Annotated in this window: 23 protein-coding genes and 2 pseudogenes; 17 read left to right on the plus strand and 8 right to left on the minus strand. The window is 28.4% G+C overall.

Annotated elements, in window-relative coordinates; genetic code table 11:
* Positions 1 to 79: 79 nt before the first annotated feature.
* The 5 genes and pseudogenes from AVENP_RS03075 to AVENP_RS16085 form a co-directional block, all read left to right on the plus strand.
* Positions 80 to 760, plus strand: a complete 681-nt coding sequence (locus AVENP_RS03075; RefSeq protein WP_128357659.1) for a Fe2+-dependent dioxygenase — start codon at positions 80 to 82, stop codon at positions 758 to 760.
* The gene (locus AVENP_RS03080; RefSeq protein WP_128357658.1) at positions 757 to 1,860 is read left to right on the plus strand and encodes an alpha-hydroxy acid oxidase; all 1,104 of its coding nucleotides are present in this window, start codon (positions 757 to 759) and stop codon (positions 1,858 to 1,860) included. The genes AVENP_RS03075 and AVENP_RS03080 overlap by 4 nt, the downstream gene beginning before the upstream one ends.
* Positions 1,861 to 1,916: 56 nt before the next feature.
* Positions 1,917 to 3,137, plus strand: a complete 1,221-nt coding sequence (locus AVENP_RS03085; RefSeq protein WP_128357657.1) for a PepSY-associated TM helix domain-containing protein — start codon at positions 1,917 to 1,919, stop codon at positions 3,135 to 3,137.
* Between the two features lie 60 nt (positions 3,138 to 3,197).
* On the plus strand, positions 3,198 to 3,503 hold the full coding sequence (locus tag AVENP_RS16080; protein ID WP_430385355.1) for a transposase: 306 nt from the start codon (positions 3,198 to 3,200) through the stop codon (positions 3,501 to 3,503).
* Positions 3,499 to 3,773: pseudogene (locus AVENP_RS16085) on the plus strand (transposase); the annotation flags it as partial. The gene AVENP_RS16080 and the pseudogene AVENP_RS16085, both read left to right, overlap by 5 nt.
* Before the next feature lie 238 nt (positions 3,774 to 4,011).
* Here AVENP_RS16085 and AVENP_RS03095 read toward each other — a convergent pair.
* From AVENP_RS03095 to ribA, 4 genes are read right to left on the minus strand one after another with little or no spacing between them, the layout of a single operon-like run.
* Complete coding sequence (locus tag AVENP_RS03095; protein WP_128357656.1) at positions 4,012 to 4,677, minus strand: DUF1826 domain-containing protein; 666 nt, start codon at positions 4,675 to 4,677, stop codon at positions 4,012 to 4,014.
* A gap of 21 nt (positions 4,678 to 4,698) precedes the next feature.
* The gene (locus AVENP_RS03100) at positions 4,699 to 4,974 is read right to left on the minus strand and encodes a double-stranded DNA repair protein Rad50 (RefSeq protein ID WP_014474133.1); all 276 of its coding nucleotides are present in this window, start codon (positions 4,972 to 4,974) and stop codon (positions 4,699 to 4,701) included.
* Between the two features lie 14 nt (positions 4,975 to 4,988).
* On the minus strand, positions 4,989 to 5,246 hold the full coding sequence (locus AVENP_RS03105) for a DUF2116 family Zn-ribbon domain-containing protein (RefSeq protein WP_128357655.1): 258 nt from the start codon (positions 5,244 to 5,246) through the stop codon (positions 4,989 to 4,991).
* Between the two features lie 14 nt (positions 5,247 to 5,260).
* On the minus strand, positions 5,261 to 6,163 hold the full coding sequence (gene ribA, locus AVENP_RS16090) for a GTP cyclohydrolase II (RefSeq protein ID WP_128357654.1): 903 nt from the start codon (positions 6,161 to 6,163) through the stop codon (positions 5,261 to 5,263).
* Between the two features lie 129 nt (positions 6,164 to 6,292).
* Between ribA and pyrC the strand changes: the two genes are divergently transcribed.
* The 4 genes from pyrC (at position 6,293) to AVENP_RS03130 (ending at position 8,875) form a co-directional block, all read left to right on the plus strand.
* Positions 6,293 to 7,306, plus strand: coding sequence for a dihydroorotase (gene pyrC, locus AVENP_RS03115; protein WP_128357653.1), 1,014 nt, complete (start codon positions 6,293 to 6,295; stop codon positions 7,304 to 7,306).
* A complete protein-coding gene (locus AVENP_RS03120) occupies positions 7,303 to 7,848 on the plus strand; it encodes a 6-pyruvoyl trahydropterin synthase family protein (protein WP_128357652.1) in 546 nt (181 codons plus the stop codon). The genes pyrC and AVENP_RS03120 overlap by 4 nt, the downstream gene beginning before the upstream one ends.
* Positions 7,849 to 7,882: 34 nt before the next feature.
* Positions 7,883 to 8,269 carry a nuclear transport factor 2 family protein gene (locus AVENP_RS03125; protein WP_128357651.1) on the plus strand — a complete coding sequence of 129 codons (387 nt, stop codon included), beginning with the start codon at positions 7,883 to 7,885 and terminating at the stop codon, positions 8,267 to 8,269.
* Between the two features lie 177 nt (positions 8,270 to 8,446).
* Positions 8,447 to 8,875: a recombinase family protein gene (locus tag AVENP_RS03130; protein ID WP_128357650.1), complete on the plus strand. Its 429-nt coding sequence runs from the start codon at positions 8,447 to 8,449 to the stop codon at positions 8,873 to 8,875.
* 15 nt (positions 8,876 to 8,890) lie between these two features.
* On the opposite strand, the gene AVENP_RS03135 is transcribed toward AVENP_RS03130, so the two are convergent.
* The 3 genes from AVENP_RS03135 to AVENP_RS03145 form a co-directional block, all read right to left on the minus strand.
* A complete protein-coding gene (locus AVENP_RS03135; protein ID WP_128357649.1) occupies positions 8,891 to 10,027 on the minus strand; it encodes a Fic family protein in 1,137 nt (378 codons plus the stop codon).
* A 272-nt stretch (positions 10,028 to 10,299) separates the two neighbouring features.
* The gene (locus AVENP_RS03140; RefSeq protein WP_153802226.1) at positions 10,300 to 10,737 is read right to left on the minus strand and encodes a hypothetical protein; all 438 of its coding nucleotides are present in this window, start codon (positions 10,735 to 10,737) and stop codon (positions 10,300 to 10,302) included.
* Between the two features lie 84 nt (positions 10,738 to 10,821).
* Positions 10,822 to 11,256 (minus strand): cupin domain-containing protein, encoded by a 435-nt coding sequence (locus AVENP_RS03145; protein WP_128357647.1) that lies wholly within the window; start codon positions 11,254 to 11,256, stop codon positions 10,822 to 10,824.
* A gap of 207 nt (positions 11,257 to 11,463) precedes the next feature.
* Here AVENP_RS03145 and map point away from each other — a divergent pair.
* Positions 11,464 to 12,045 (plus strand): annotated as a pseudogene (gene map / locus AVENP_RS03150) (type I methionyl aminopeptidase); the annotation flags it as partial.
* Positions 12,046 to 12,154: 109 nt separating this feature from the next.
* The gene (locus AVENP_RS03155; RefSeq protein ID WP_128357646.1) at positions 12,155 to 12,913 is read left to right on the plus strand and encodes an acyl-[acyl-carrier-protein] thioesterase; all 759 of its coding nucleotides are present in this window, start codon (positions 12,155 to 12,157) and stop codon (positions 12,911 to 12,913) included.
* 264 nt (positions 12,914 to 13,177) lie between these two features.
* Here AVENP_RS03155 and olsF read toward each other — a convergent pair whose 3' ends face one another.
* A complete protein-coding gene (gene olsF / locus AVENP_RS03160; RefSeq protein WP_128357645.1) occupies positions 13,178 to 14,887 on the minus strand; it encodes a bifunctional ornithine lipid synthase OlsF in 1,710 nt (569 codons plus the stop codon).
* Between the two features lie 142 nt (positions 14,888 to 15,029).
* Here olsF and AVENP_RS03165 point away from each other — a divergent pair, with 142 nt between their 5' ends.
* The 6 genes from AVENP_RS03165 to AVENP_RS03190 all read left to right on the plus strand — a co-directional run bounded on the left by AVENP_RS03165 (position 15,030) and on the right by AVENP_RS03190 (position 25,983).
* Positions 15,030 to 20,249, plus strand: a complete 5,220-nt coding sequence (locus AVENP_RS03165) for a DUF3616 domain-containing protein (protein ID WP_128357644.1) — start codon at positions 15,030 to 15,032, stop codon at positions 20,247 to 20,249.
* Between the two features lie 81 nt (positions 20,250 to 20,330).
* Positions 20,331 to 22,640 carry a hypothetical protein gene (locus AVENP_RS03170; RefSeq protein WP_228201832.1) on the plus strand — a complete coding sequence of 770 codons (2,310 nt, stop codon included), beginning with the start codon at positions 20,331 to 20,333 and terminating at the stop codon, positions 22,638 to 22,640.
* 76 nt (positions 22,641 to 22,716) lie between these two features.
* Positions 22,717 to 24,471 carry a hypothetical protein gene (locus tag AVENP_RS03175; protein WP_128357643.1) on the plus strand — a complete coding sequence of 585 codons (1,755 nt, stop codon included), beginning with the start codon at positions 22,717 to 22,719 and terminating at the stop codon, positions 24,469 to 24,471.
* Positions 24,468 to 25,199: a nickel/cobalt transporter gene (locus AVENP_RS03180; RefSeq protein ID WP_128357642.1), complete on the plus strand. Its 732-nt coding sequence runs from the start codon at positions 24,468 to 24,470 to the stop codon at positions 25,197 to 25,199. Before AVENP_RS03175 ends, AVENP_RS03180 begins: the two co-directional genes overlap by 4 nt.
* The gene (locus tag AVENP_RS03185) at positions 25,196 to 25,678 is read left to right on the plus strand and encodes a DUF1007 family protein (protein WP_128357641.1); all 483 of its coding nucleotides are present in this window, start codon (positions 25,196 to 25,198) and stop codon (positions 25,676 to 25,678) included. The genes AVENP_RS03180 and AVENP_RS03185 overlap by 4 nt, the downstream gene beginning before the upstream one ends.
* Positions 25,675 to 25,983, plus strand: a complete 309-nt coding sequence (locus AVENP_RS03190) for a hypothetical protein (protein ID WP_128357640.1) — start codon at positions 25,675 to 25,677, stop codon at positions 25,981 to 25,983. The genes AVENP_RS03185 and AVENP_RS03190 overlap by 4 nt, the downstream gene beginning before the upstream one ends.
* Positions 25,984 to 26,114 lie beyond the last annotated feature (131 nt).

Here is a 26,114-nt window from a genome sequence, read left to right on the forward strand (position 1 = left end):
TCAATCCGAAAGGATTGAATTATTATTTTATAAATGGAATTATTGATTTCATTTATAAAGTAATAAAAGGAAGATAAAAATGCTTTTACATATACCAAATGTATTAACAAAGGAACAACTAATTGAGTGTAGAAAACTCTTAGAAAAAGCTTCTTGGATAGATGGAAAACTAACAGCTGGTTCACAAGCTGTTAATGTAAAAAGTAATCTACAATTAGCTGAGAATGATCCTTTATTAAAATATTTAAGAGAGATAATAACTTCTTCTTTAAAAGCAAATCCTCTATTTGTATCAGCTGCTTTACCAAATCATATAATTTCTCCATTTGTAAATAGATATGAAAATAGTGGTGCTTATGGGAATCATGTTGATAACTCAATTTTATATGATGCAACTATTGGTAAAAGCTATCGTACAGATATTTCTTGTTCACTATTTTTCACAGATCCACAAGAGTATGAAGGTGGTGAAATGGTTATCGAAGATACTTTTGGAACACATGAAGTAAAACTTCCAGCAGGGGATTTACTTCTTTATCCATCTACTTCTTTACATAGAGTTGAACCAGTTACAAAAGGTGTTAGAATGGTGAGTTTCATGTGGATTCAAAGTATGATTAGAAGTGCTTGGAAAAGAAGTATTTTATTTGAACTTGATAACACAATTCAAAGCTTAAGGGCTAAATATGGCGAAACACAAGAAGCTGTAAATTTATCAATTCATTATCATAAACTACTTCAAGAGTGGGCAGAAATTTGAATGAAAAACTAAATTTTATTCCAAATGATTTAGTCTGTTTAAAAGATTATGAACGATATGCAAAAAAGATTATGGATTTAAACTCTTTAGCTTATGTTTGTAGTGGAGCAGGGGATGAGGTAACTTTTAGAAGAAATGAAGAGGCCTTTTCAAATATTTTTTTAGAAACAAATACCTTAGAAGATTTAAAAGGTGCAAATACAAAAATAGAACTATTTGGACAAACTTATGAAACTCCTATTTTTTTAGCTCCAGTTGCTTATCAAAAATTAGTGGATGTAAATGGCGAAATAGCAACAGCACAAGCAGCAAATGCTATGAATACCTGTATGTGTGTTAGTTCCTTTTCCAGTTGTACTTTAGAAGATATTTCATCATACACAAATTCTCCTCTTTGGTTTCAGCTTTATATTCAACCAGATATGAATATGAATTTAGAGCTTATAAAAAAAGCTGAAACTCTAGGATTTAAAGCTTTAGTTATTACAATAGATGCACCAATTTCAGGACTTAGAAATACTGAACAAAAAGCAGAATTTTGTTTGCCACAAGGTGTTAGTGCTATAAATATAGAAAATTTAAATCCGACCCAAATGACAAATAATTTTGAAAATATTTTAGATATTACAAAAATACTTCCCACTTGGAAAGATATAGAATTTATAAAAAAAAATACAAAATTGCCAGTTATTCTAAAAGGAATTACATCTGTTTCTTATGCAAAAAAAGCTATTGAATTAGAACTTGATGCGATTGTTGTATCTAATCATGCAGGACGAACATTAGATACACTTCCTGCAAGTATTGAAATATTGCCAAAAATAGCAAAAGCAGTAAATGGGAAAATACCAATTTTATTTGATGGTGGAATAAAAAGAGGAACAGATATTATTAAAGCAATTGCAATGGGTGCTAGTGCTGTTATGATTGGACGACCAATAATGTATGGACTAGCAACTGCAGGTGCTTTAGGAGTTGCGCATACACTTAAAATTTTAAAAGAAGAACTTGAAGTCTCTATGATATTTACAGGTTGTAAAGATATTGAGCAAATAAAAGAAATTGAGTTAATTTTTAATAACAATTATCAATTACATTAAAAAATCGTTAAAATTAATTTGTTAATATTTCATCGAAATTAATAAGGAGCATAAAATTGCATAAAAAAATATGGTTTAAAATACATTGGATTCTAGGAATTACAGCTGGAATAATTCTTCTAGTTGTTGGAATTAGCGGAGCCACTTTATCATTTGAAAAAGAGATAATTAAATTTATAAATAAAGATACATTTGTAGTATCAGTTCCAAGTGAAGCAAAACTTTCAACAAAAGAGTTATTAGAAAAGTTTCAAACAAATTTCCCTAAAGCAAAAATAAATAGTATTTCATTTTCAAGTGATGCAACAGCATCTACTACCATAAATATTGCAGGAGAAGGGAAAGATGCAAGAAGAGGAATAACTTATTATGTAAATCCTTATACTGCAGAAGTTTTACCACAAATTAAAGGAAAAGATTTTTTTGCATTTATGTTGCAATTACATAGATGGCTAGCTTTTGAAGGAACTATGAGAGAAGTAGGAAAACAAATAGTTGCTATTTCAACAATTGCGTTAGTTATTCTTGCTTTAAGTGGTATAGTTGTTTATTGGGGAAGAATTAAACATTCATTTTTCAAAAGTTTTACTTTTAAATTTAAACATAAAGGCAGAGCTTTTCTTTCAACAATGCACAGTGCAGTTGGTATGTGGGTTTTACCTTTTTATCTTCTTGCTGCATTAACTGGACTTTTTTGGTCTTATGATTGGTACAACGCAGCATTATATAAAATAGCAGGAGTTGAAAAACCTCAAAGAAATATGCCTGCACAAATGAAAAATCCTCAACAAGGGGATAATTCACAAGGGCAAAGAGCACCTAGAAATAAAGATAATCAACGAGTTGATGGCGAAAAAGTTGAACAAATTCCAACTTCACAAAATATAGCTACTTTTGATGATTATCAAAAAGCAGTAGATTTATTTAATACAACTATTCAAATGAATTATTACACTGCATCGGTAAAATTTCCTCCAAAAGGAACAGTTTATAGTTTTAGTTATTTAATTGATAAATCAGACTACTTTAGGGAAGTGAATACATTAGAACTTGATATTAATTCAAATGAAGTAATAAAACATGATAAATTTGAAGATAAACCTTTAAATGAACAACTAATGAGAAGTATTTTACCTTTACACACAGGGGAATATTTTGGCCTTATTGGACAAATTGGTATGTTTTTAGCTTCAGCGCTTATGGCACTGTTTACAATAACTGGATTCATGTTATATATAAATAGACATAAAAAGAAAAGAAACAATCTAAATCATTAAAAAAGGGAGTGTTAGAAATTTTGTGTCAATCTGATAGAATTTATTCTAGAGGATTGAACAATGAATCAAATACTTATAACAGATGCACTTGAACAAATTAAAGCTAGTGAATTTGAACTTGATATTCCAAGAGACCGTAACGGCTCGTTTGAACCACAAATTGTAAAGAAACATCAAACTCATATCTCTGAGCAGATTGAAGAGAAAATACTTTCACTTTATGGACTTGGAAACAGTTATCAACAGATTGATGAACACATTGAAGAACTCTATGGTTTAGAGTTTTCTAAAGCTACAATTAGCCCAATAACTGGTAATGTGATAATAGCAACAATGTCCAGTGGAGGAACAAGTGGGAACATTTAAATACTCTGAAGAGATTAGATGTATCATCTACACCACCAATATTATTGAATCAGTTCACAGGCAGTTTAGAAAGCTTACAGCTTAGAGCGAACACTAAGTGTGAGAAAAACCAAAGGAGCTTTTCCAAATGAAAATAGTTCGCTCAAGATTCTCTATATGGGTATTCAAAACTCTTCTAAAAAATGGACTATGCCTATTTGGAATTGGTCTTTAACAATTTCACAGTTAGCAATATTATTTGAGGGCAGACTGGATGAATCTTTAAACTAATGACTTAAAAAGTGATTTTTGTTGTTCAAAAAATCCTAAGGGTTTGAGAGAATCTCTAAATTCTACTTCTTGAACACTTTTTGGAACAAATTACATCTCTTAAAAAGGCTATTAGGCTAATAAGTGAGATTTTCTGATTTTGTTCCAAAATTTAGGAGATTGTGAACTTAACGTCTCCCATTACTATTTGAATGCATAGGATATGTTGTTAGCTTCATAAGACAAGCCACAACATTAGCTATATAAAATCTAAAGTTAATATCAAACGCTTTTCATTGGCTATTAATCCTGGTGAACGGTGGACTAAGCCTGCATTTTCATTACCTTCCCAAAGTGTACCTTTGATTAATGCAACATCGCCACAATCTAGTTGTTGGATATCACTTTCACTTTGGTAAAGACCAGATTCACTGTCAGGCAAGCCGTCACAACCCCATCCCAGTTTTGTTTGATCAACCAGTTCATGCGGTAGCCATTGCGTAGCTATACCTTGATAGGTCGTCACAAGACGGCAAGGCACTTTGTCCACATGAAACTTAGGGCACATCGCTTTATCTAAAACTTTCAAACGCATACCTGCTTGTTTAAGTTCAAATAAATAACAAAACATATCCACAAGCAGAGCTATATCTTCGCTAACTTCAGTCATATTGTTATCAAAAGATTCGCTAATACGCGAAAGCGCATCTTCTGGTGTTAAGATCATTTCCTTTTGGAATGTAGGATTCAATGCTAAAAATTCTTTTACCAAAAATTGTTTCTGACGTCGCCAAATGGCTATATTGATCTCTTCTTTATAGATATCGCTCAAAACCGTTGGTTGTTTATCCTGAGACATATGTCGGAACATATATCCCTCTTGACTCCATTCCCTAGCAATATTAAGATTTTTTTTATTCATCATCATTTTTTCCTTTAATATTCATTAATGTTCATGTTCGTCTTCATGTTCATCAAGCATATTTCTAATTTTTTTATAGATATCTTTTGCATCTTTATTTGATAGTCTCTTTTCTTCAATCAGTTTTAAAACTTGATTTAATTCTTCAATAAAAGATGCAATATCTTTTTTTGCTTCAATAATCTCTTCTTCTTCATTTCCTTTTTCTATTTCTTCATTTAATTCATCTAAAAAAGCTTGTGATTCTGGTAGCATCACGTTAAATATTATACTTTCTAATTCTACTTTTATATTTTTCACTTATTTCCTTATTTTTAGTTGTTTTCATAGCCAAATTTAATTGATTCTTCCTCAATTTTCTTTTTAACTAGTTCATGATTCCAATAATGTCTTTTGGCAAAATTCTCAATCTCTATTTCTCTTTGTTCCAAAGTACAAAATATAAATATTCTTTTTAAAAATGGTTGAGGAATTTGTATTGCAAGCATTTGAAAATAGTTTTCTTTACAACTTTTAGAACAAAAAGCTTTACTCATAGGGATTTTTTTTCCACAGTAAGGACAATTTGACATTATTTTTCCTTTATTTAAAGTAGATGTCCTAGTTCCTCTTTTTTTGTTTTTAAATAGTTTTCATTAAACTTATTTGTTTTTGTAATTGCTGGTATTCTTTCAACTATTTCAATACCACATTTTTCAAAAAAACTGATTTTTTTAGGATTATTAGTAATTAATCTCATTTTTGTTATGCCTAAGTCTTTTAAAATATATTCAACTGCTTTATAATCTCTTTCATCTTCTTTAAAGCCTAGTTTTAAATTCGCTTCTACTGTGTTAAATCCATGGTCTTGAAGATTATAAGCATTTACTTTATTAACTAAACCTATATTTCTTCCCTCTTGTCTATGATATATTAGTAGACCACCATCTCTAGAAATAAGTTCTAATGCTAAATCCAATTGGTTATTACAATCACATTTTAAACTTCCAATCGCATCTCCTGTTAAACATTCACTATGAACTCTTACAAGTGGTGCTTCAATATCTTTAAAGTCTTTACTCATAATTGATAAATGTTCCTGACAACCATCTTTATAAGCTTTTATGTTAAAAACTCCATATTTTGTTGGTAAATTTGCAATTTCTGAACTAACAATTTTTTTTTGATTTTCTTTTTGTAAATATGATCTATAAAAACAAGATTTAGCGCCTGTATGACAAGCTGTATTGCCAATTTGTTCTACAATCACTAAAAGTGTATCTTCATCACAATCAACTCTTAAATCAATTAGTTTCTGAATATGACCACTCTCCTCACCCTTTTTCCAGATTCTGTTTTTACTTCTTGAGAAATAGTGAACAATTTTGGTTTCAATAGTCAAATCAAAAGCCTCTTTGTTCATATAACCCAACATTAATATCTCATTTGTTCCATATTCTTGGGCAATAACTGGAACTAATCCATTAGATTTTTTAAAATCAATTTCCATAATTTACTCTTTTTTATTTTTATAATTTAATTGTATTTTTGAAATCTTAGCAAATAAGATTTAAATGCAACTTAGTTGCATTTAAAAACTCTTTAGTTAAAATGCGCCAAATTAAAAGGAAAATCTAGTATGGAAAAATTTATTATAAACTCTGCATTAGATATGCATCTCCATTTAAGAGATGATGATATGCTCAAGCTTGTAGCACCCTTAACTTCAAAAAGTTTTGCAGGTGCACTTATTATGCCAAATCTTCTTCCCCCAATTACTACAAAAGAGGCTTTGTTATCATATAAGCAAAGAATAAAAGAAGCAACAAAAGAAGATATTTTTACTCCTTATGTGACAATATTTTTTCAAGTGGAGTATTCATACTCATTTTTAGAAGATATAAAAGATGAAATAATTGCGGTAAAACTTTATCCTTTTGGAGTAACAACAAACAGTGAAACAGGTGTATCTTCAATGGATGTTGAAATTTTAAGACCAACACTTGAATCAATGAGTAAATTAGGTATTCCTTTATGTGTACATGGAGAAACAAAAGGTTTTGTAATGGATAGAGAAAAAGAGTTTTTACCTATTTATGAATCTTTAGCTATAAATTTTCCAAATCTTAAAATAATTATGGAGCATATTTCAACAAAAGAAGCAATTACATTACTTGATAAATACGATAATTTATATGCAACAGTTACTATTCATCATTTACTTTTGACCCTTGATGATGTAGCAGGTGGAATGTTAAATCCCCATAATTTTTGCAAACCAATTGTAAAAAGATATGAAGATAGAGATGCTTTACAAGAAGTAGTATTACAAGCTCATCCTAAAATTATGTTTGGTTCAGATTCAGCTCCCCATCAAAAAGAGAATAAAGAGTGTCATCATGGAGCAGCGGGAGTATTTAATTCACCTATTGCTTTACAACTTTTAACTGAATTATTTGAAAAAAATGGAAAATTAGATAACTTAAATACTTTTGTAAGTTTAAATGCACAAAAAATTTATAATTTAAAACCTATTTCTAAGCCAATTACTCTAATTAAAAAAGATTTTATAGTTCCTGATGTTTATTCTTACAAAAACGAACAAGTAGTTCCAATGTTTGCAGGGAAAACTTTAGCTTGGAGTATAAAGTGATTATAAGAAAGAAATTTAAATTTGAAGGTGCTCATATAGTAAGAAATTGTTCAACAAAAAGGTGTAAAACATCAATTCATGGACACTCCTATGAAGTTGAAGTATTTTTTACTTCTAATAAATTAGACAATGGCTATATGGTTTTAGATTTTGGATTAACAAAAAAACATATTAAAAATATTATAGACTCTTTTGATCATGCTTACTCTTTATGGTCACAAGAAACTGATGAGTTTAAAAATTTTTTTAAAACAAATTCACTGCGTTGGATAGAGATGCCAGTATCTCCAAGTGCTGAAATCTATAGTTTGATGTTTTTAAAATTTATTGACCATATTTTAAAAAATACAAGTTTTTTTAATGGTGAAGGAGATGTTAAAGTATCATCTGTTCGAGTTCATGAAACAAAAACTGGTTATGCAGAAGCCTTTAGGGATGACATGGATTCAATTGAATTAGATATAAAAAAAGTTGTTTTTTCAGATGAAGTAGTAAATGAATGGAAAAATAAAAATGAATTATTAAAAATATTATCTATGTAAAGATAATTTTTATTTAAAATATAAAGGAAAAATTGTGATAGAAAAACCAAAAGATGTATTAGAACAATGGATGCAAGCCATAAATGATGGGAATGTTGAAAGTTTACTTAGCTTATATGATAATGATGCTGTGTTGATACCAACATTTTCAAATAGATTATTAAATACTGCAGATAAATTAAAAGATTATTTTGAAAAACTTGGAAATCGCGAAGACCTCAGTATTGCATTACATGAAAAAACATTAATAACTCAAGAGTTAGGAAATCAAATTTATTCATTGAGTGGTATTTATAATTGGCGTTTTGCAGTGGATGGAGAATTATTAAATTTTGAAGCAAGATTTAGTTATGTAATTGACCTTTCAAGACCAAATCCAATTTTACATCATCACTCATCTCAAATTCCTAGAATGTTATAAAAAATAAGAAGTAAAACTATAATTATAACTATAATTTTATGTGCGGTACTGTGCGAAAAGTATAATTTTTAAATTAATATTTATTTAACTATAACTGTACTTATAGGAAAATAACTATTACTTCACAAATCTTCTAATATATGAGATAAATAGTAAGTTCAATACAAAGGATTTATTATGAATGTAGGTTATGCAAGAGTTTCAACTTCAAGTCAAAATCTTGAGAATCAAATTAATCAACTCAAGCGTTCAGGCTGTGAAAAGATATTTTCAGAAAAAAGATCAGGAAAGAATGAAGTAGATCGCGAGCAATTTAAGATTATGATGGGCTTCGTAAGAGAATGTGTTGTACTTTATATTACAAAACTAGATAGATTAGCAAGGTCTGTAATAGACCTTCATAACATTGCAAAGTTTTTACAAAATAAAGATGTAAATCTCAAAGTATTACATCAAAACATTGATACGACATCTCCAGCCGGTAGACTGTTATTTACAATGTTAGGTGCTATTGCAGAGTTTGAACGTGATTTGATAAATGAACATGTTAGAGAAGGGATTGAAGCTGCAAAGAAAAAAGGTGTTCAGTTTGACTACTTCATTTAATCACTAGTTAAAATATCAAGTTTTATGATTTATCGTATATTTAGTACCTTTTCCTGTTGAACCTTCAACTTTTTTGATGCAAGCTTTTTCAAGTAAGTCTGCTAAGTCTCTTGATGCATTGGTTTCTGCTGTATTAGCAATTTTTACATATTTCTTCTTTGTTAAATCACCTTTAAAATTTTCATTACCTATATCTAGAAGTTTATTTAATACTTTAATTTGTCTTGCATTTAATTCATCACTCCTATGAGCATCCCAGAACTTTGTTTTATCAACAATGTATGATAGTTGTTTTTGGGCATCTAATAAAGCGTCATGTAGAGTTTTAAAAAACCATTCCATCCAATATGTAATATCTAAAGGCTCGTCTTTTTGAAATCTACCTGTTGTTTTGTCTAGTGCATTATAGTATCCAATTCTATCTTCATAGATACTCTTTGACATAGTATAAATTTTTGAAAAAGAAGATTTTTCTAGTTTGGATAAAACTCTATCTGTTAAAGCTCTAGTTATACGACCATTTCCATCATCAAAAGGGTGAATAATTACAAACCAAAGATGTGTAATTGCTGCTTTTTCTAAAGAACTAGGTGTTTCATTAAACCATTGGATAAAACTATTCATTTCTTGCTCTAATGTATCAAATGGTGGTGCTTCGTAATGAATCTTTTCATTTCCATAATCACCTGACACAACTTGCATAGAGCCATCGCCTCTGAATTGAGCTACTTTTATTTTAGAAAATCCACTGTAACCCTTTTCAAACATTGCATGATGCCAACCAAATATTTTTTCTAAATTTAAAGCTTGTCCATAATGTGTATTAGCATCAATTAATATTTCGACATAGTTGTCTTCTTTCCTAATAGCATTATAGTATTCATGAGATTCAAGTCCAAGTTTTTGTTTAATAGAAGATCGTACACTTTGTCTATTTAATATTTCTCCTTCAATTTGACAACTGGCTATTATCTCATTTTCAAGGGTACTAGCTAAAGAGTATTTTGTACTTTCTTGATCCATTAAAAGCATAAAAGCTTTTAGTTTACCTTGCTCATATGCAATATCTCTTAATATTAGTGATACTTTATCTTTATCATATTTAAAATTAGGATACTCTTCGTATTCCCAAATCCATTTTTGTTTTTTCATAGAATCATTTTAACTAAATTGGTATGAAAAAGCAACTTTTACATACCAAATAACGGTATGAAAAACTATATTTATCGTATCATTAACTCTACGAAATTAAAAAATCCATTATATTATGGACATGCTCCAAATCTCAATTCTATTTTGAACAAGCTTTCTGTTAGTAAAAGCTGCTCTAAAAGTAAGAGGTTTAGCAACTTTACGTTTGAAATGAGCCGATGAATTACCCACAGGGTAATTTATTGGCTCCACTGATTTATTAGCTATTTTAATCAAAATGATAATACACCGCAATACAGACATGAATTGCATATAAAAATTTGATTTAAAAAAAATCCTATTGCAAAACTAAAAAATCCTAGTATTAAATTTTGAACGGGTAAGCGATTGTTTTTCCTCTTCAACAAAAAAGCTGTAATCATAACCGTAAGAAAAGCTCCTGGAAGTGAAAACATATGTCCTAACCCTAGAAGTCCTTCTTGTATCTTAGCAGTCCAGTTTATGTTCAAATAAATTATAAAACTAATAGCAATTGCCGTTGATACTCCTGTGTAAAATGACGAAGTAAGCTTAAAAGCTGCACTCAGTCCAAGAATTACAACTGGTACTGTAAAATAGTACCAAAGTCCTGCATACAAGCCATCACCTATTACCAAAACCAATATTGGTACTATCATAGATACTAGTATTGATAAATACAAATTTTTCATGATACCTCTAATTTTACTTTATAAGCTAATGTTTAAAATGAGCAATCAAAAAGCCGCACGCAGGTTTCTCTGATTTGTTATATTTTACCATTGCATACGCTCAGATACACCAATACCGTCTTGTGTAGGCTTTATACTATTCATACTATCCTTTACAGTTTGAATAACGACAAATAGTAAATTCGTATCTTCAGAAGTATTGCAGATGTTTCTGACTGCATCAGGATTTACCTTTATAACACTACCTTCTTTAATTGATATTTTATTTCCATCGATTTCAAATTCGCCAATACCGCTTAAAATAATAAATAGCTCTTCATTTTTTTTATGCTTATGATTAAACGGGAAAAATTGTTTAGGTACAAAACTATTTAAAGATATTTCACTTCCTGATAATTTCATCAACTCATTTAAAAATATTTTCCCATCTAAAACTTTTTTAGAGTCAGGTAAAATATATTGTTTATTTGTAAGATCTTCTAATTTCCCAATATTTGCAAATTCATAGTTTGTTGTCACGAGGCTTTTCCTTTGTATATAACTATTTATTAAATATACATTATATGTAAAACACCCTAAAAATTAACAAATAACATGCAAAAAGTGTCGTATATCAAAATACCTACAAACACCTTAAATAAGGTATTTTTGTAGATGTTACTATAAAAAACATTGGAAATTGAGATGCTTCTTAAATAAATTATGAAGAATAATGTGTGACAAAAAATTACTACAAGAATAAGTTATAAAACTGTTCAACAACCTATTAAATCTGGTATGACATTAAAAGAAGTTGATATTATGGCAGAAAAATGTATAGTAAATTTAGGTGCCCGTCCTTCTTTTAAAGGATTATATGGATTTTTTGGTGCTATTTGTTTATTCTTAAATGAAGTTATTATTCATGATTTGCCTTCAGACATTGTATTAAAAGATGGAGATATTTTAGGTCTTGACATTGGTACTAAGGTTGATGGATGTTATGGTGATGCTGCTATTTCAATGCCAATTGGTAAAATATCAAAAGAAGATGATGCATTAATTGTTTGTGCAAAAGATTAGTTATATCATGCAATCAGTATAATAAAGGTAGGTATGAGATTTAAAGAGTTATCATATGAAATAGAAAAATTTATTGTTAATAGAGGATATCGACCTTTAGTTAAATTTTGTGGTCATGGAATTGGGAGAAAACCACATGAAGAACCAGAAATTCCAAATTATTTAGAAAATGGAACTCCTAAATCTGGACCTAAAATAAAAGACGGAATGGTATTTCCTATGATATGTCAAAAAGATAAAGAACCAGTTATCTCGGAGTAGTTTCAATAAAAGTAATATTAACATTAAAAAAGTAACTTGTAAATTATGCAGTTATATTTAGACTTCAAAACTGCAGAACAATAAAGGAATTGAAATGGAAAACTATTTTGAAAAAGAGTTTAAGCTACGATATTTTGAAATGGATAACACAGGAAAAGCTTCTCCTATAACTATGATGACATTGCTGCAAGAAACAGCAGCCGATCACTGTGCTTTTGCTGGTCATAGTTTATTGTCTCTTATGTCACAAAATTTAGGATGGGTATTACTTTCTGGAATGATGGAAATAGATAGATATCCTGAGTACAATGAAAAGATTATTATACGAACATGGCTTTCAAAATATAAATCTATCAGAGGTACAAGAGAAAACATTATTTATGATGAACACTACAATATTATAGGGAAAGCCAAAGGGTTATGGCTTTTTTTTGATATCGAAAAACGAAGACCTAAAAAAATTCCAAATTATTTTAGAGAAAATTGGTTGTCTTGCGAGGAAACATCTTTAGATCATGATATATCAAGTACAATGAAGAGCATTAAATCCCCTCAATATCTCAATAAGTTTACTGTCAATCGCTATGATACAGACATAAATAAGCATGTAAATAATATAAGTTATTTTCATTGGCTTCTAGAATCAATACCTAAAGAGATTATAGATAACTATTATTTATACTCTATTGATGGGCGTTTTTTATTAGAGTCACAGTATGGGGATAGTATTGTTTCTTATACAAATAAAGTTGATGGTGAAAACTCTTTTATACATGAGATTTATATAGAAGGGAATAATAATCCTTGTGCTACTGCAAAAACAATATGGAAAGCAATGAAAAGTAAAAAGTAGGAATTATTATATTTTATTGTATTTTTGATAAAATATTTAGTAAATAGTATTATATTACTCCAAGTACGTTTTTGATCAGGCTATACTAAATCATACTCAGAATTAAAAGATTCTAAGTTAAAATAACAAGTTCCTCAACCTGTACTTTTTGGTGCAAGTTAGGATTAGTAAAATTAACTATGATAAAATTTTAGGACTATCGAGCTTTGACACAAAATTCTGAACAGTCTCTTAAAAAACTAAGAGAATACACTCTTAGTTTTTTTAATTTTCAATATATCTTTGTCTTGCACTATCTTTTATTTTTTCAACTTCAACTAAAATAAATCCATCAATACAATCAGCAAAATCATTATCAACATTAAATCCTAAGAACTTAACACCTTTATCTTCAGCAATATCGCTATATTGTTTATAAAGTGTAGGAATAGAAACTCCAATATTTGCTAAAGTTGATTTTAAAAATTTAAAATCTTTTTTCTTATCATTTAAATCAAAAAGCTCTTTTATTTCTAAAATATTACTAGAGTAAGAATAAGGAACTTTTGGCTCAATCAAGTTTTCCTCATCCCCAAAATAGTGAGAATAATAAAATATCATCATATCTTTTGCAACTCTTGGGAATGATGCGCTGATTGAAACTGGGCCAAACATGTATTTTACATTTGGATTTGCTCTTAAATATGCACCAATACCAAACCATAAATAATCCAAGGCTCTTGTTCCCCAATATTTTGGTTGTACAAAACTTCGACCAAGTTCAATAGAATCTTTTAAATAAGGTGTAAACTCTTCATTATATTTAAATAAAGTATTCGAATAAAAGCCTTTAACACCAATATTTTTAAAAATATAATCAGAGTTTCCAATTCTATACGAACCTACAATTTCTAAATCATTTTCATCCCATAAAATAATATGTTGGTAATAAATATCATATTTATCTGTATCTCTTTTTTTATTTACACCTTCACCCACTTTTCTAAAAGATAACTCTCTTAATCTTCCAAGCTCTTTTAAAACAATTGAATCTTCAGTGTAATCATATAAATATATTTTTTTCCCATCATTTGTTTGACCAATTAGATTTGATTTTTTTAATTCATTTAATAAATCAATTCTACTTACTGGATGGGCTATTGCACTTTGGGTTTCAAAAAAAGACTTTTTTCCTTTTTTTAAACTATATAAATGTTTTCTATAAAGATTTAATAAAAATTTTTTATCTATTCCTTTTGGGACAATATTTTCATTTGGAATAATTTGTCCAACTTTTACACCTATTCTTTTTGATTTTTTATTGAACATTTCGTGAGATAATAAAAGAGTTGAAAAAGTTTTATTTATTACTGAAATTGTATAAAAGGTTTTTGAGTTTTTTGCATCTAAAAATATTGGTAAAATTGGTGAATTTGTATTTTTTGCAAAGTTTAAAAAACCTTTATTCCAAAGTGGATCTTTTATTCCTTTTGCAGTTGCTCGACTCACTTCTCCAGCTGGAAAAATAATCACAGCTTCTTCATTATTCAAAGCTTCATACACTTTTTTTATATCAGTTTTTGATTGTCTAATTTTATAATTATCTATTGGAATTAAAAGAGAATGCAAAGCTTCAAATCCTGCTAAAAAATCATTTGCTACTATTTTTACATCTTTTCTTACTTGAGAAATCAATCTTAATAAACATAAAGCATCAAGTCCACCTAAAGGATGATTTGCAATAATCATTACCTTTCCACTTGTCGGAATATTTTGTAAGTCGCTACTTGAAACTGTATAGTCAAAATCAAAATAATCTAATACAGCATCAACAAATTCAAACCCTTTTAGGTGAGCATTTTGTGTTAAAAATTGGTTTATTGAGTCTTCATGAACTATTTTTTTTGCAATTTTAAACAGAGATTTTTTTAGAAAATTCTCTTTTTTATCCATATTTGGGAATTTTTTTTCAATCTCTTTTTGTACATCTATCATTTTATACTCCTAATTTATCGTAATTTTATTTTTCTTTGATTACAACAAGGTGACAAAAACATTTTGTAATCATAATATTTTTTGTTATCAACATGTAATCTTTTATTTTTATACTACGCAAAACAAAAACAAGGGAAAAATTATGAAGATACAAGTAAATAGGATATTATCCTTTTGTTTAGTGGCTTTATTAGCAGGTTGTGGAGGAGGTAGTTCTTCTTCGACTAATGAATCTTCTACATTTACAGTTGAAAGAGGATCTGTACTTAACGCAACAGTTAAAGATGCAAACGGACAAATTGCATCAAGTGTAAATGCCACAAATAGCTATACCTTTGCAAAAGAAATTAAATATCCAGTTACAGTAAGTGGTGGATTTATTGATGTGGATAATTCAGGGGATAAGAGTGTTGGAGATATTGAATTAACAACTCCATTAATGACTTATTCAGGAACAAATATTACTCTTATCACAACTGCAATTTCAGATTCAAATGAACAAACAAGAGATAATAAATTAAAACAATTAGCTCAAAGTTTAGGAGTTACTACAGATGAATTATTAAAACTACCATCACAAAGTTATGAGAGTTCAATTTTATCAAATGAGTTATATAAAGCTTTAAAAAACAATTCAGATACAAATTTAACACAAATTATAAGCGATTTAAATACATATGGAATTGTTACAAATTTTCAAACAAAAAAAGATTCTATTGATAAAAATAAAACTTTAAAAGAATTCGCTTTGGATTTAGAACAAGAGTATGTAGATGAATTAGTCTTAGCTGGGAAATTAAATGTTGTAACTTTCGACGACATAAAACAAAATATGAATGAGGACTCTTTTGAATTATCATTATTTCATGTAAACGATATTCATTCACATATTTCAAGTGAAGCATTAACTTACACAGTAGATGGTACTTCAAAAAGTGTTCAAACAGGTGGATATGCAAGAATCATCACAAAATTAAAAGAGTTAAAAACTGCGAATCCAAACTCTTTAATTTTAAATGCAGGGGATACTTTTCAAGGGACTTTATACTATTCACTATTTAAAGGTGAAGCTGATGCAGCTGCTATGAATCTTATTGCTTGGGATGCATATACTTTAGGAAACCATGAATTTGATGATGGAGATGAAGGATTAAAAAGTTTTTTAGATAGATTAAATAAAAATATTTCTGTAATTTCATCAAATGTTGTTGCTTCTGATAATAGTGTTTTAAAAAATTATTGGACTCCTTATGTGATAAAAGAAGTAAATGGACAAAAAGTAGGAATAATTGGTATTGATATTTCAGGAAAAACAAAAGATTCATCAAATCCAAGTGATGAGATAACTTTTTTAGATGAAACACAAACAGCTCAAAAATATATAGATGAATTAACACAATTGGGGGTTAATAAAATTGTTTTATTAACCCATCAAGGTTATGAAAATGATATTACTATGGCAAACGAATTGACAGGAGTAGATGTTATCATTGGTGGTGATTCACATACTTTACTTGGAGATTATTCAAATATAGGTTTAAATAGTATTTCAAATAATTATCCAGCAAAAGTTAAATCAAAAGATAATAAAAAAGTATGTATTGCACATGCTTGGGAATATGCTCATGTTTTAGGAAATTTAGATGTTATATTTAATAAAAATGGTGACATTGTAGCTTGTGGAGGAAATCCTTTATTACTTGTAGGAGAAGACTTAGGTGTTAAAAATAAGAATGTTGCAGTTGTAAGTGAAGATGAAACTGCACTTCAAACAATTAAAACTTATGAAGATCAAGTTGAAGTAAAAAAAGCTACACAAATTGGAATAGCAGGGCAAAAATTAGGACATAATAGAATTCCAGGAGATAAAAGGGATGGAACATCTATTTTACCTTTAGGCAGTGACATAGCTCCAATCGTTGCAAAATCTTTTTATGATTTAAGTAATTTAGCCGATGCTTGTATTCAAAATGCAGGTGGAGTAAGAGTTGCAATTGAGAAAGGAAATATTACTTTAGGTGATGCTTACACTTTATTACCTTTTGCAAATACTTTGTTTGAAATTAAAATGAAAGGTAGTGAGATAAAACAAGTTCTTGAAGATGCTTTAAATAATACCTATTCAGTTGATGGTTCAAGTGGATCTTTTCCTTATTCGTATGGACTAAGATATGATATTGATGTTAGCCTTGGAAATAATAATAGAATCTCTAATCTTGAAATAAAAAATAGAAAAACAGGAACTTGGGGAAATATCCAAGCTGATACTATGTATACAATTGTTACAAACTCTTTTACAGCTGGTGGGAAAGATGGTTATGTGACATTTAAAACTGTTCAAGATGAAAGAGGTAAAGGTGTTGATACATATTTAGATTATGCAATGAGTTTTGTAAAATATGTTGAAAATAAAACGTTAAATAATGAGCAAGTAACAAAATTACCATCAAGTGATCATCCAATAAAAAGTTATAAAGATGCAAATGGACAAATAATAGTTGATTCAACTGATGTAATAGCTCCAACTCTTGAAAGTGCAATTATTTCAAATGATGGTTTAAGTATTGTCTTAACATATTCCGAAAACTTAAAAGGAAGTGTAAGTGCTAGTGATTATTCAATTAGTGGGGTAACTATAACAAATGCAATAATAAGTGGAAATACAGTAACTTTAACACTTTCATCAGAAATTACTCAAGATAGTACACTAAGTCAAATTGAATATAATGGAACAGGTGTTACAGATGAAGGTGGAAATAAAGTAGTTATTGGAAATATTTTAACTATCACAAATAACTCAAATGCTAAAAATACAGCTCCTATAACATTTACACCAAATAGTGGAACAACACAAGGTTCATCTGATACTTCATCTGCAATAGCTTTTGATGATAACTATATGATGGTTATTGACGATGAAGCAAATGTAATTAGATATTATTCAAGAAAAGGTTCTGATGCATTAAAAGAAATATCTTATGATGCACATGTAACAGCCGGAAAAGAGTTAGATGCAGAAGCAACAACAAAAATAGAAGATAGTATTTTTGTTATAGGTTCTCATTCAAATAAAAAAAGTGGTGCAGAAGAGGATAATAGAGAATACATCTTAAAATTTACAGCTGAAGATTCAGGAGTAGATACAAATTTAATATTTGCAGATAGCTATTCAAATTTAGAAAATGATTTAGTAGCTTGGGATAGTAATAATATTCATGGAAAAGGTGCAAATTATTATGGTTTTGCACTATCGGCTCAAACAGCTGTTGTTCCTGAAAATGTAAATGGTTTTTCAATTGAAGGATTAACAAGCTCATTGGATAATACAGAGCTTTATTTAGGTTTTAGAGCGCCTTTACTTAATACAACTACAAGAAATAAAGCATTAATAGTTCCTGTAATTATATCTTCAATTATGGATGGTAGTACAACTACAAATACAGGTGCAATTTTTGGGGAAGCAATAGAGTTAAATTTAGGTGGAAGAGCCATTCGCTCAATTGAAAAAGCTGCGGATAATAGCGGATATTTAATTCTAGCAGGTCCAGCAATGGCTTCAAAAGATGAAGTTGAAAATAATTTTAGATTATTTAGATGGAATGGTTTAAGTGGTGATGTAAATCAACCAGTTGAATTAGGTACAAATTTAGATGTTTTAAGAAATGAAACTAAAGGAAGTTTTGAAACTATAGTTGAAGTAAAAAGTACACAAACAGGAACTTGGGTACAACTATTAACAGATAATGGAGATACTATTTGGAGTGGGAAATCTCAAGTTTCAAAAGATTTACCAGCTAGTGAACAAAAATTCCAAGGTTTTTGGGTGAAATTAGCTCAAGATGTAGTTGATCAAACAGCACCAATTTTGGTAAATAAAACACCTGCAAATGATACTTTAGATGTTTCAGTTAGTACAAATATAGTTCTTAATTTCAACGAAGGAATAAAAGCTGGAACTGGTAATTTTATTATTAAAAAAACAGCAGATGATTCAGTTGTAGAAACAATTGCTGCAAATAGTGATATTGTTTCTTATTCATTTAACACAGTAACAATTAATCCAACACAAGATTTAGATTTTCAAACACAATATTATGTTGTTATAGAAAATAGTGCGATTAGTGATAATTATGGAAATAATTTTACTGGAATTAGTAGTTCAAGTGATTTTAAATTTACTACAAAACTAGCACCAAAAACATATTCACTTCTTATTACAGAAGTGAATTCAAATGCAAGTGGAGATGATTTTTTTGAAATATATAATTATGGTTTAACAGATATTAATTTAAGTGGTTGGAAATGGAGTGATGATAGTGCAGATTTCGCTACAGCAACAGCATTAGGGGATTTGACTTTAAGCGCTGGTAAAGTATTAGTTATTACAAAATCAATAGATGAAACTGCTTTTAGAACTGCTTGGAATTTAGATTCAAGTGTATCTATTGCAGCCGTTGGGGGTTCTGGTCTTGGAAAAGGTGATGCTGTAGTATTATTTGATGAATCAGGTGAAGTAGTTAGCTCATTTAGTTATAAAACTACAACAATTACAGCTTCTGATGGAACAATTATATCTTCATCTTTAAGAGCTGATAATCAAAATATTGTTGCAGAGCACACAGGTGTAGCAGTTGGAGGAAGTGATGCAAAAGCTTCTGCTATTTGGGATGGTGTATCTGTGGTAACTCCAAAATATATCTATGCTCAAGCTGGATTATTGGATTCTTATTCTCAAACAACATCAACAAATGGAACAGGATCTCCAGGAATTGTGGGAAAAGCAGCTTTACTTATTAGTGAAATTTCTTCAAATACAACAGAAACAACAGATTTTTTTGAGCTTTATAATTACAGTTCAACAGATATAAATCTAAGTGATTGGAAATGGGATGATGATTCAGCTAATTTCTTGGATGCTTCAGTAAGCAATTTTGGAAACGTAACTGTTGAAGCTGGAAAAACTTTAGTTGTTTTAATTACAGCAGATGAGACTAAAATAGCAACTTTTAAAACACTTTGGGATTTAAGTGATACAGATAAAATCATAGCAGTTGCAGGGCCTGGACTTGGAAAAGGAGATGCAGCTGTAATATTTGATTCTGTAGGAAGAGTTGTAACTTCACTTAATTATGGAATAGCTGATAAAACTGCAAGTGATGGAACAATAATAACAAAATTAGGTCAAGGTAGTTCAACAAATCATACAGGAAAAGCTTTAACGGGAAGTGGAACGGATTCTACTTCAATTATTTGGGATACAGCTTCTGCTTTATCACCTACTTATACAACAGCTGTAAGTGGAGAGTTAGGTGCTAAAACCGCAACGAATGGTAATATAGGTTCTCCCTCAATTGCAAAATAAATTGAACCTCATAATAATAAAAAAGAGGCTAATTGCCTCTTTTTTTAGAATTTTTTTAAATATTTTAAAGTAGGAGAAAAAATGTTTAAGAAAGTCTTATTAAGTGCAATTACTGCATATTTTTTAGTTGGATGTGGAGGAGGAAGTTCTTCTTCAAGTACAAGTGATACATCTACAACAATAAATGTAGAAAGAGGAGCTGTTTTAAATGCAACAGTAAAAGATGCTTCAAATCAAATAGCAATATGGAATAAAGGAACAAATAGTTATACCTTTAAAAATAGTATAACTTATCCAATTAGTGTAACGGGTGGTTTTGTAGATATTGATAATGATGGAATTAAAAATAATTCAGATTTTGATTTAGATTTAGAGCTAAAATCAAATAGTGGGAAAAATGTTACATTAGTTTCAACTATTATTTATAATGATAATCAAACAACTCAAAAAAATAATTTAAATATCTTAAGTCAAGAGTTCTCTTTAAGTGAAGATGAGTTGTTAGATTTACCATCATCAAAAAAAGAGTTGGCACTATTATCAAATATTATTTACAAAAATTTAGAATTAAATTCTTCGATAAACTTAGAAAATATTGTTGAATTAATCTCTTCAAAGAAAATAGATTTAAAACAAGAGTATGAAAAAATAGATTTACAAAAGTTTTCAAATCTAAGCTCAAAAGAGTTTTTAGAACAAAATGAATTAGAGACAATCAAAGAGATAAAAAACATTAAATCTTTAAGAGATACACTACCTACTTATAGTGGAAGTGATTTAACATCAACTGAAGTTTTAAATGAAAAATCTGCATATATTTCACCTCAGTGTTATACAAAAACTCAAGATGAGAATCAAAATGTATATAATCCTTGTTTTGCATGTCATATAAACTCAGTTGAACCAAATTATATAAATGATTGGGATTTACAAGAGAGTTATTCTTTTAGTGAAAATAGCTATAAAAATCCTTTTACAAATAGTTTTAAGGATAGAACAACTTTAGTAAATGCCATAAATGATAATCAAATACTTGAATATATAAATCAAGACAATTACAAAGATGAAGATGGGAATATTATTCTTAATACAAAATTAAAATATGATTTGCCAAGCCAATGGGATTTTAGCTTTGATGGAGTAAAAGATGGAGTTTGGAGTGGATACATTCCTGATTGTTATTTTAATTTTGATGATGAGGGATTTGATTTAGATAATAATGGTAATTATACAGGTTGGAGAGTTTTTGCATATACGCCTTTTTTAGGTACATTTTGGCCTACAAATGGAAGTACAGATGATGTATTAATTAGACTTCCAAAATCTATGATGCAAGATAGTAGTGGAAACTTCTCCAAAGAGGTTTATAAAATAAATCTTGCAATTGTAGAATCAATGGTGAAAAAACAAGATGTTGAATTAGGATTTGAAGTTGATGAATCAAAATATGGTGTAGATTTAAATCATAATAATGTGATTGATAAAACATCAAAAATTGTATATCAATGGACTAAACCAGATGCAATTACAAACTATCCAAAGGTGATTTATTATAATTATTATGTTGGACTTGCAAAAAGTAAACTTGAAACAAATGAGTTAAATATATCACCTGGTCTTTATCCAAATGAGACAGAATTTTTACACTCTGTACGATATATAGGAATAAAAGATGATAAAAGTGGAATAAAACTAGCAAATAGAATGAAAGAGTTAAGATATGCAAAAAAAACTACTTGGAATAACTATGCACAACTTAGTAATGCAGCTTTAAGTGAAGTAAAGGAAAAAGATACTTTTCCAGATAGATTAAGAACAATTAAGGGAAATATTGAGAGTGGTTTATCAACTGGACTTGGCTGGAATTATCAAGGATTTATAGAAGATGCAAGGGGAAATCTAAGACCTCAAAGTTATGAAGAGACTTTATCATGTATTGGCTGCCACTCTGGAATTGGTGCAATAACAGATTCAACTTTTGCCTTTCCTAGAAAATTTGAGAATGCTGATAGTTGGTATCATTGGAGTAAAAAAGATTTAACTGGTACAAAAGATAGAATACTTTCAAATTCAAAAGGAGAATTTGCCTTTTATTTAGAACAAAATAAAGCTGGAGATGAGTTTAGAGGAAATGATGAGATAAAAAATAAATTTTTCGATGTAAATGGAGATTTAATTCAAAATGAAGTTGATAAAATTGCAAATGATATTACATATTTGATATATCCAAGTGTAAATAGAGCAATGAAATTAAATAAAGCATATAAAGTAATTGTTGATGAACAAAGCTTTATTTATGGAAAAGATGCACACATAACACCTCTAAATGATACAGTTTATGATGAGGTAGAAATAGATAAATCAACGGGAATTAGTGCTGTTAAATTCTAAACTTATAATATGAATAATTGTTATCAATTTGTAATAAATTAGAAGTAAAATCATAGAAATTTTAAAGGCCAATTTTATGATTAAAAGAAAAATTTTAATTTCGAATTTACTTCTAATTTCAACGTTATTTGCAAATGAAGTTAACTTAAAATCAACAAATACAACTAATCCTACAGCATACATTCCTAGTCAATGTTATACAAAAACAGTAAATGATAAAAATGAGAATATATTATATAACCCCTGTTTTTCCTGTCATATTCAAAATAAAGAACCAAATTTCACATTAAGTGATGCAGATTTACAAGAGGGATATGATTTCCCTGCACCAGCACTTAAAAATCCTTGGACAAATTTATTTAAAGATAGAACTAAAGAAGTAAATAAAATTAGTGATGAAGAGATTTTAAAATACATTAGACAAGATAATTATAAAAATCAAAATGGTGAAATAATTTTAAAATCAAAACTTCAGAATTTAGATAATAAATGGGATTCTAATGATAATAAAAAGTGGGATGGCTATATTCCAGATATTTATTTTAATTTTGATGATGAAGGTTTTGATAAAGATGAAAATAATAATTTCACTGGTTGGAGAGCCTTTGCCTATCAGCCTTTTTTGGGAACATTTTGGCCAACAAATGGAAGTACAGATGATGTAATGATTAGACTTTCAAAACCATTTCAAAGTGATGAAAATGGAAAATTTGATTTAGAAGTTTATAAATTAAATTTATCAATTATTGAAGCTTTGATAAAACAAAAAACAATAGATATAAATGAAGTTGATGAGAAAAAGTATGGAGTAGATTTAAATCAAAATGGAGTTTTAGATAATTCATCTCAAATTGTATTTAAATGGGAAAAACCAAAATATGATGCAAGTACAAAAAAATTAAAAGATTTTTCAATCTCTTATGTGGGACTTGCAAAAAAAATGCTTGAAAATAATGAAATATTAATAGCTCCTGGACTTTATCCAATAGGTACTGAATTTGCCCATACGGTTAGATATATAGATGTGGATAAAAATGAAGATATCAAAATGTCAAATAGATTAAAAGAATTTAGATATGCGAAAAAAACATCTTGGAATAAATATTCACAACTTAATAATATAGGTTTAGCAGATATTAAAGAAAAACATGATTTTCCTGATAGATTAGATGTTTATATAGGTAATTTAGAAACTGGAATAAATAATAAAAGAGGTTGGTATTTTCAAGGATTTATAGAGGATATTAAAGGTGATTTAAGACCACAAACCTATGAAGAGACACTATCATGTATGGGATGCCATACAAATATGGGAGCAATTGCAGATTCAACTTTTGTATTTCAAAGAAAATTAGAAAAACAAAGTTTAGCTTCTGGTTGGTACCATTGGAGTAAAAGTGGATTAAAAAATATTCCAGATAAAATCTTAGATGATGGACAAACAGAATATGTAAGATATTTAAAAGAAAATAGTGCAGGTGATGAGTTCCGATCTAACGATGAAGTAACAAATAAATTTTTTAAAAAAGATTGGGAAAAAGATACTCAAAATATTGAAAAAGACTTAGTAGCAAAACTTGACAATCCAGAAGTTATTTTAAATCAAGCTTGGAAATTTAATATCGAAGAGATAAATAAGATAAAAGAAGATATTTCTTATCTAATCTTACCTTCAAAAGAAAGAGCTTTAGAACTTAATAAAGCTTATAAAATAATTGTAGATGAACAAAGCTATATTTATGGGAAAGATATTCATATAAAACCTACAAACAATGTTCATAAAGAGTTAGAAAAAGGAACTATGACTAACTTACAAAAGATATTAAAATGAGAGATTTACACGATATGTTTTTGAATTTTGTTATTGGAACACAACAAAAAATAAATCTTTTAACAAGTGATTATTTTGATAAATTAGAAGCTGGGGATAACTCAATGTTTATTTATATTTTAGCTGTTTCTTTTATCTATGGTTTAGTTCATGCCTTAGGGCCAGGACATGGGAAAATGGTAATTGCTAGTTACTTTTTAGTTAAAGGTACAAAAATGAAAGATGCTTTTAAAGCTGGATTTTTAACATCACTAATTCACACAATTTCAGCTTTAGTAATTACCTTCACTTTATATATATTTTTTGAAAATACTATTACAAAATATTTTTCACAAATTAATACAAACATGTATAAAGTATCTGCAATTTTTATTATATTAATTGCTTTTTTCTTGTTTTATGAAACCTATAAAGATAGAAATGAAGAAGAAAAAATACAAAGAATTGAGAATAAAAGTTTATTAGCTGTGACAATGTCCATAGGAATTGTTCCTTGTCCTGGCGTTATGTCAATAGTTTTATTTTCTATAATTTTAGGATATATAAATTTAGGTATTTTAAGTGCAATTTTTATGAGTATTGGTATGGGAATTACTATTTCTCTTGCTGCAATTATTTCAAGTCAAATAAAAAATACACAAAATAAGAATTTACACGTAATAATAAATAAAATCAGTTACCTAGGAATTTTAGTGCTATTTTTAATGGGTGCAATCTTATTAGTATGAAAAAAATTACACTTTTCTTTTTAGTCAATTTAAATCTATTTGCTCATCCTGATTATTTTTTGGATACGAGTTTACAAATTAATGAAAATAGTATAAAAAATCAATGGAAATTTGATGCTTTAAATTCAAAAATTTTGCTATTTGATTTTGATAAAAATAAAAATAAAATATTAGATGGGAATGAAAAACAGGAGTTTTTAAATACACATTTTTTTAAGTTAAAAAGCAACAAATTTAATATTTATTTAGAAAATGAAGAACAAGAATTTGAAATAGTTCCTCAAAATGTAGATGTACTTTATGAAGATAAAAGATTATCAATAATTTTTGATATTCCTTTTTCTTTAAAAGGAGATACAACTTTTTGTACTATGGATGAAAAAATTTATTTAGCTTATAAATTAAATGATCTAAAAACCAATTTTAAAACAGATATTCAAAGTAGTGAATATGATTATTGTATAGGAGTTACAAAATGAAAAAGTTATTAATAATGTTATTTGTATGTATAGATTTATTTGCTCACCCAGTAAATTATACTATTGATTTAGTTGTATCTTATGATGAAAAAGCAAAAGAGGCAAAAATTATTTGTCAAAGTAATAGCAAAAATAAATGTGGTTTATTTAATATAAATTTATTAGATAAAGATGATAAATCTATAGCTGATGTGAAATTTCCTTTTTTAAAAGAGTTTGTTTTAATTAAAACAGAAACGAAACCTTCAAAGTTAGATTTTTACCTTAGAGACGTTCCTGAACATAAATATACAAAAATTTTCTAATAATTAAGATACCACTAGAAATTATAAGAAAAAAGTATATTTACTTATCCTGTCTTGTTTACGGACTTTAAACGTAAAATACAATTATTTTTTGGTTACCACATTGATAGATGTTATCAACTTGTAATTTG

The sequence above is a fragment of the Arcobacter venerupis genome (genome assembly GCF_013201665.1).
Lineage (GTDB): Bacteria > Campylobacterota > Campylobacteria > Campylobacterales > Arcobacteraceae > Aliarcobacter > Aliarcobacter venerupis.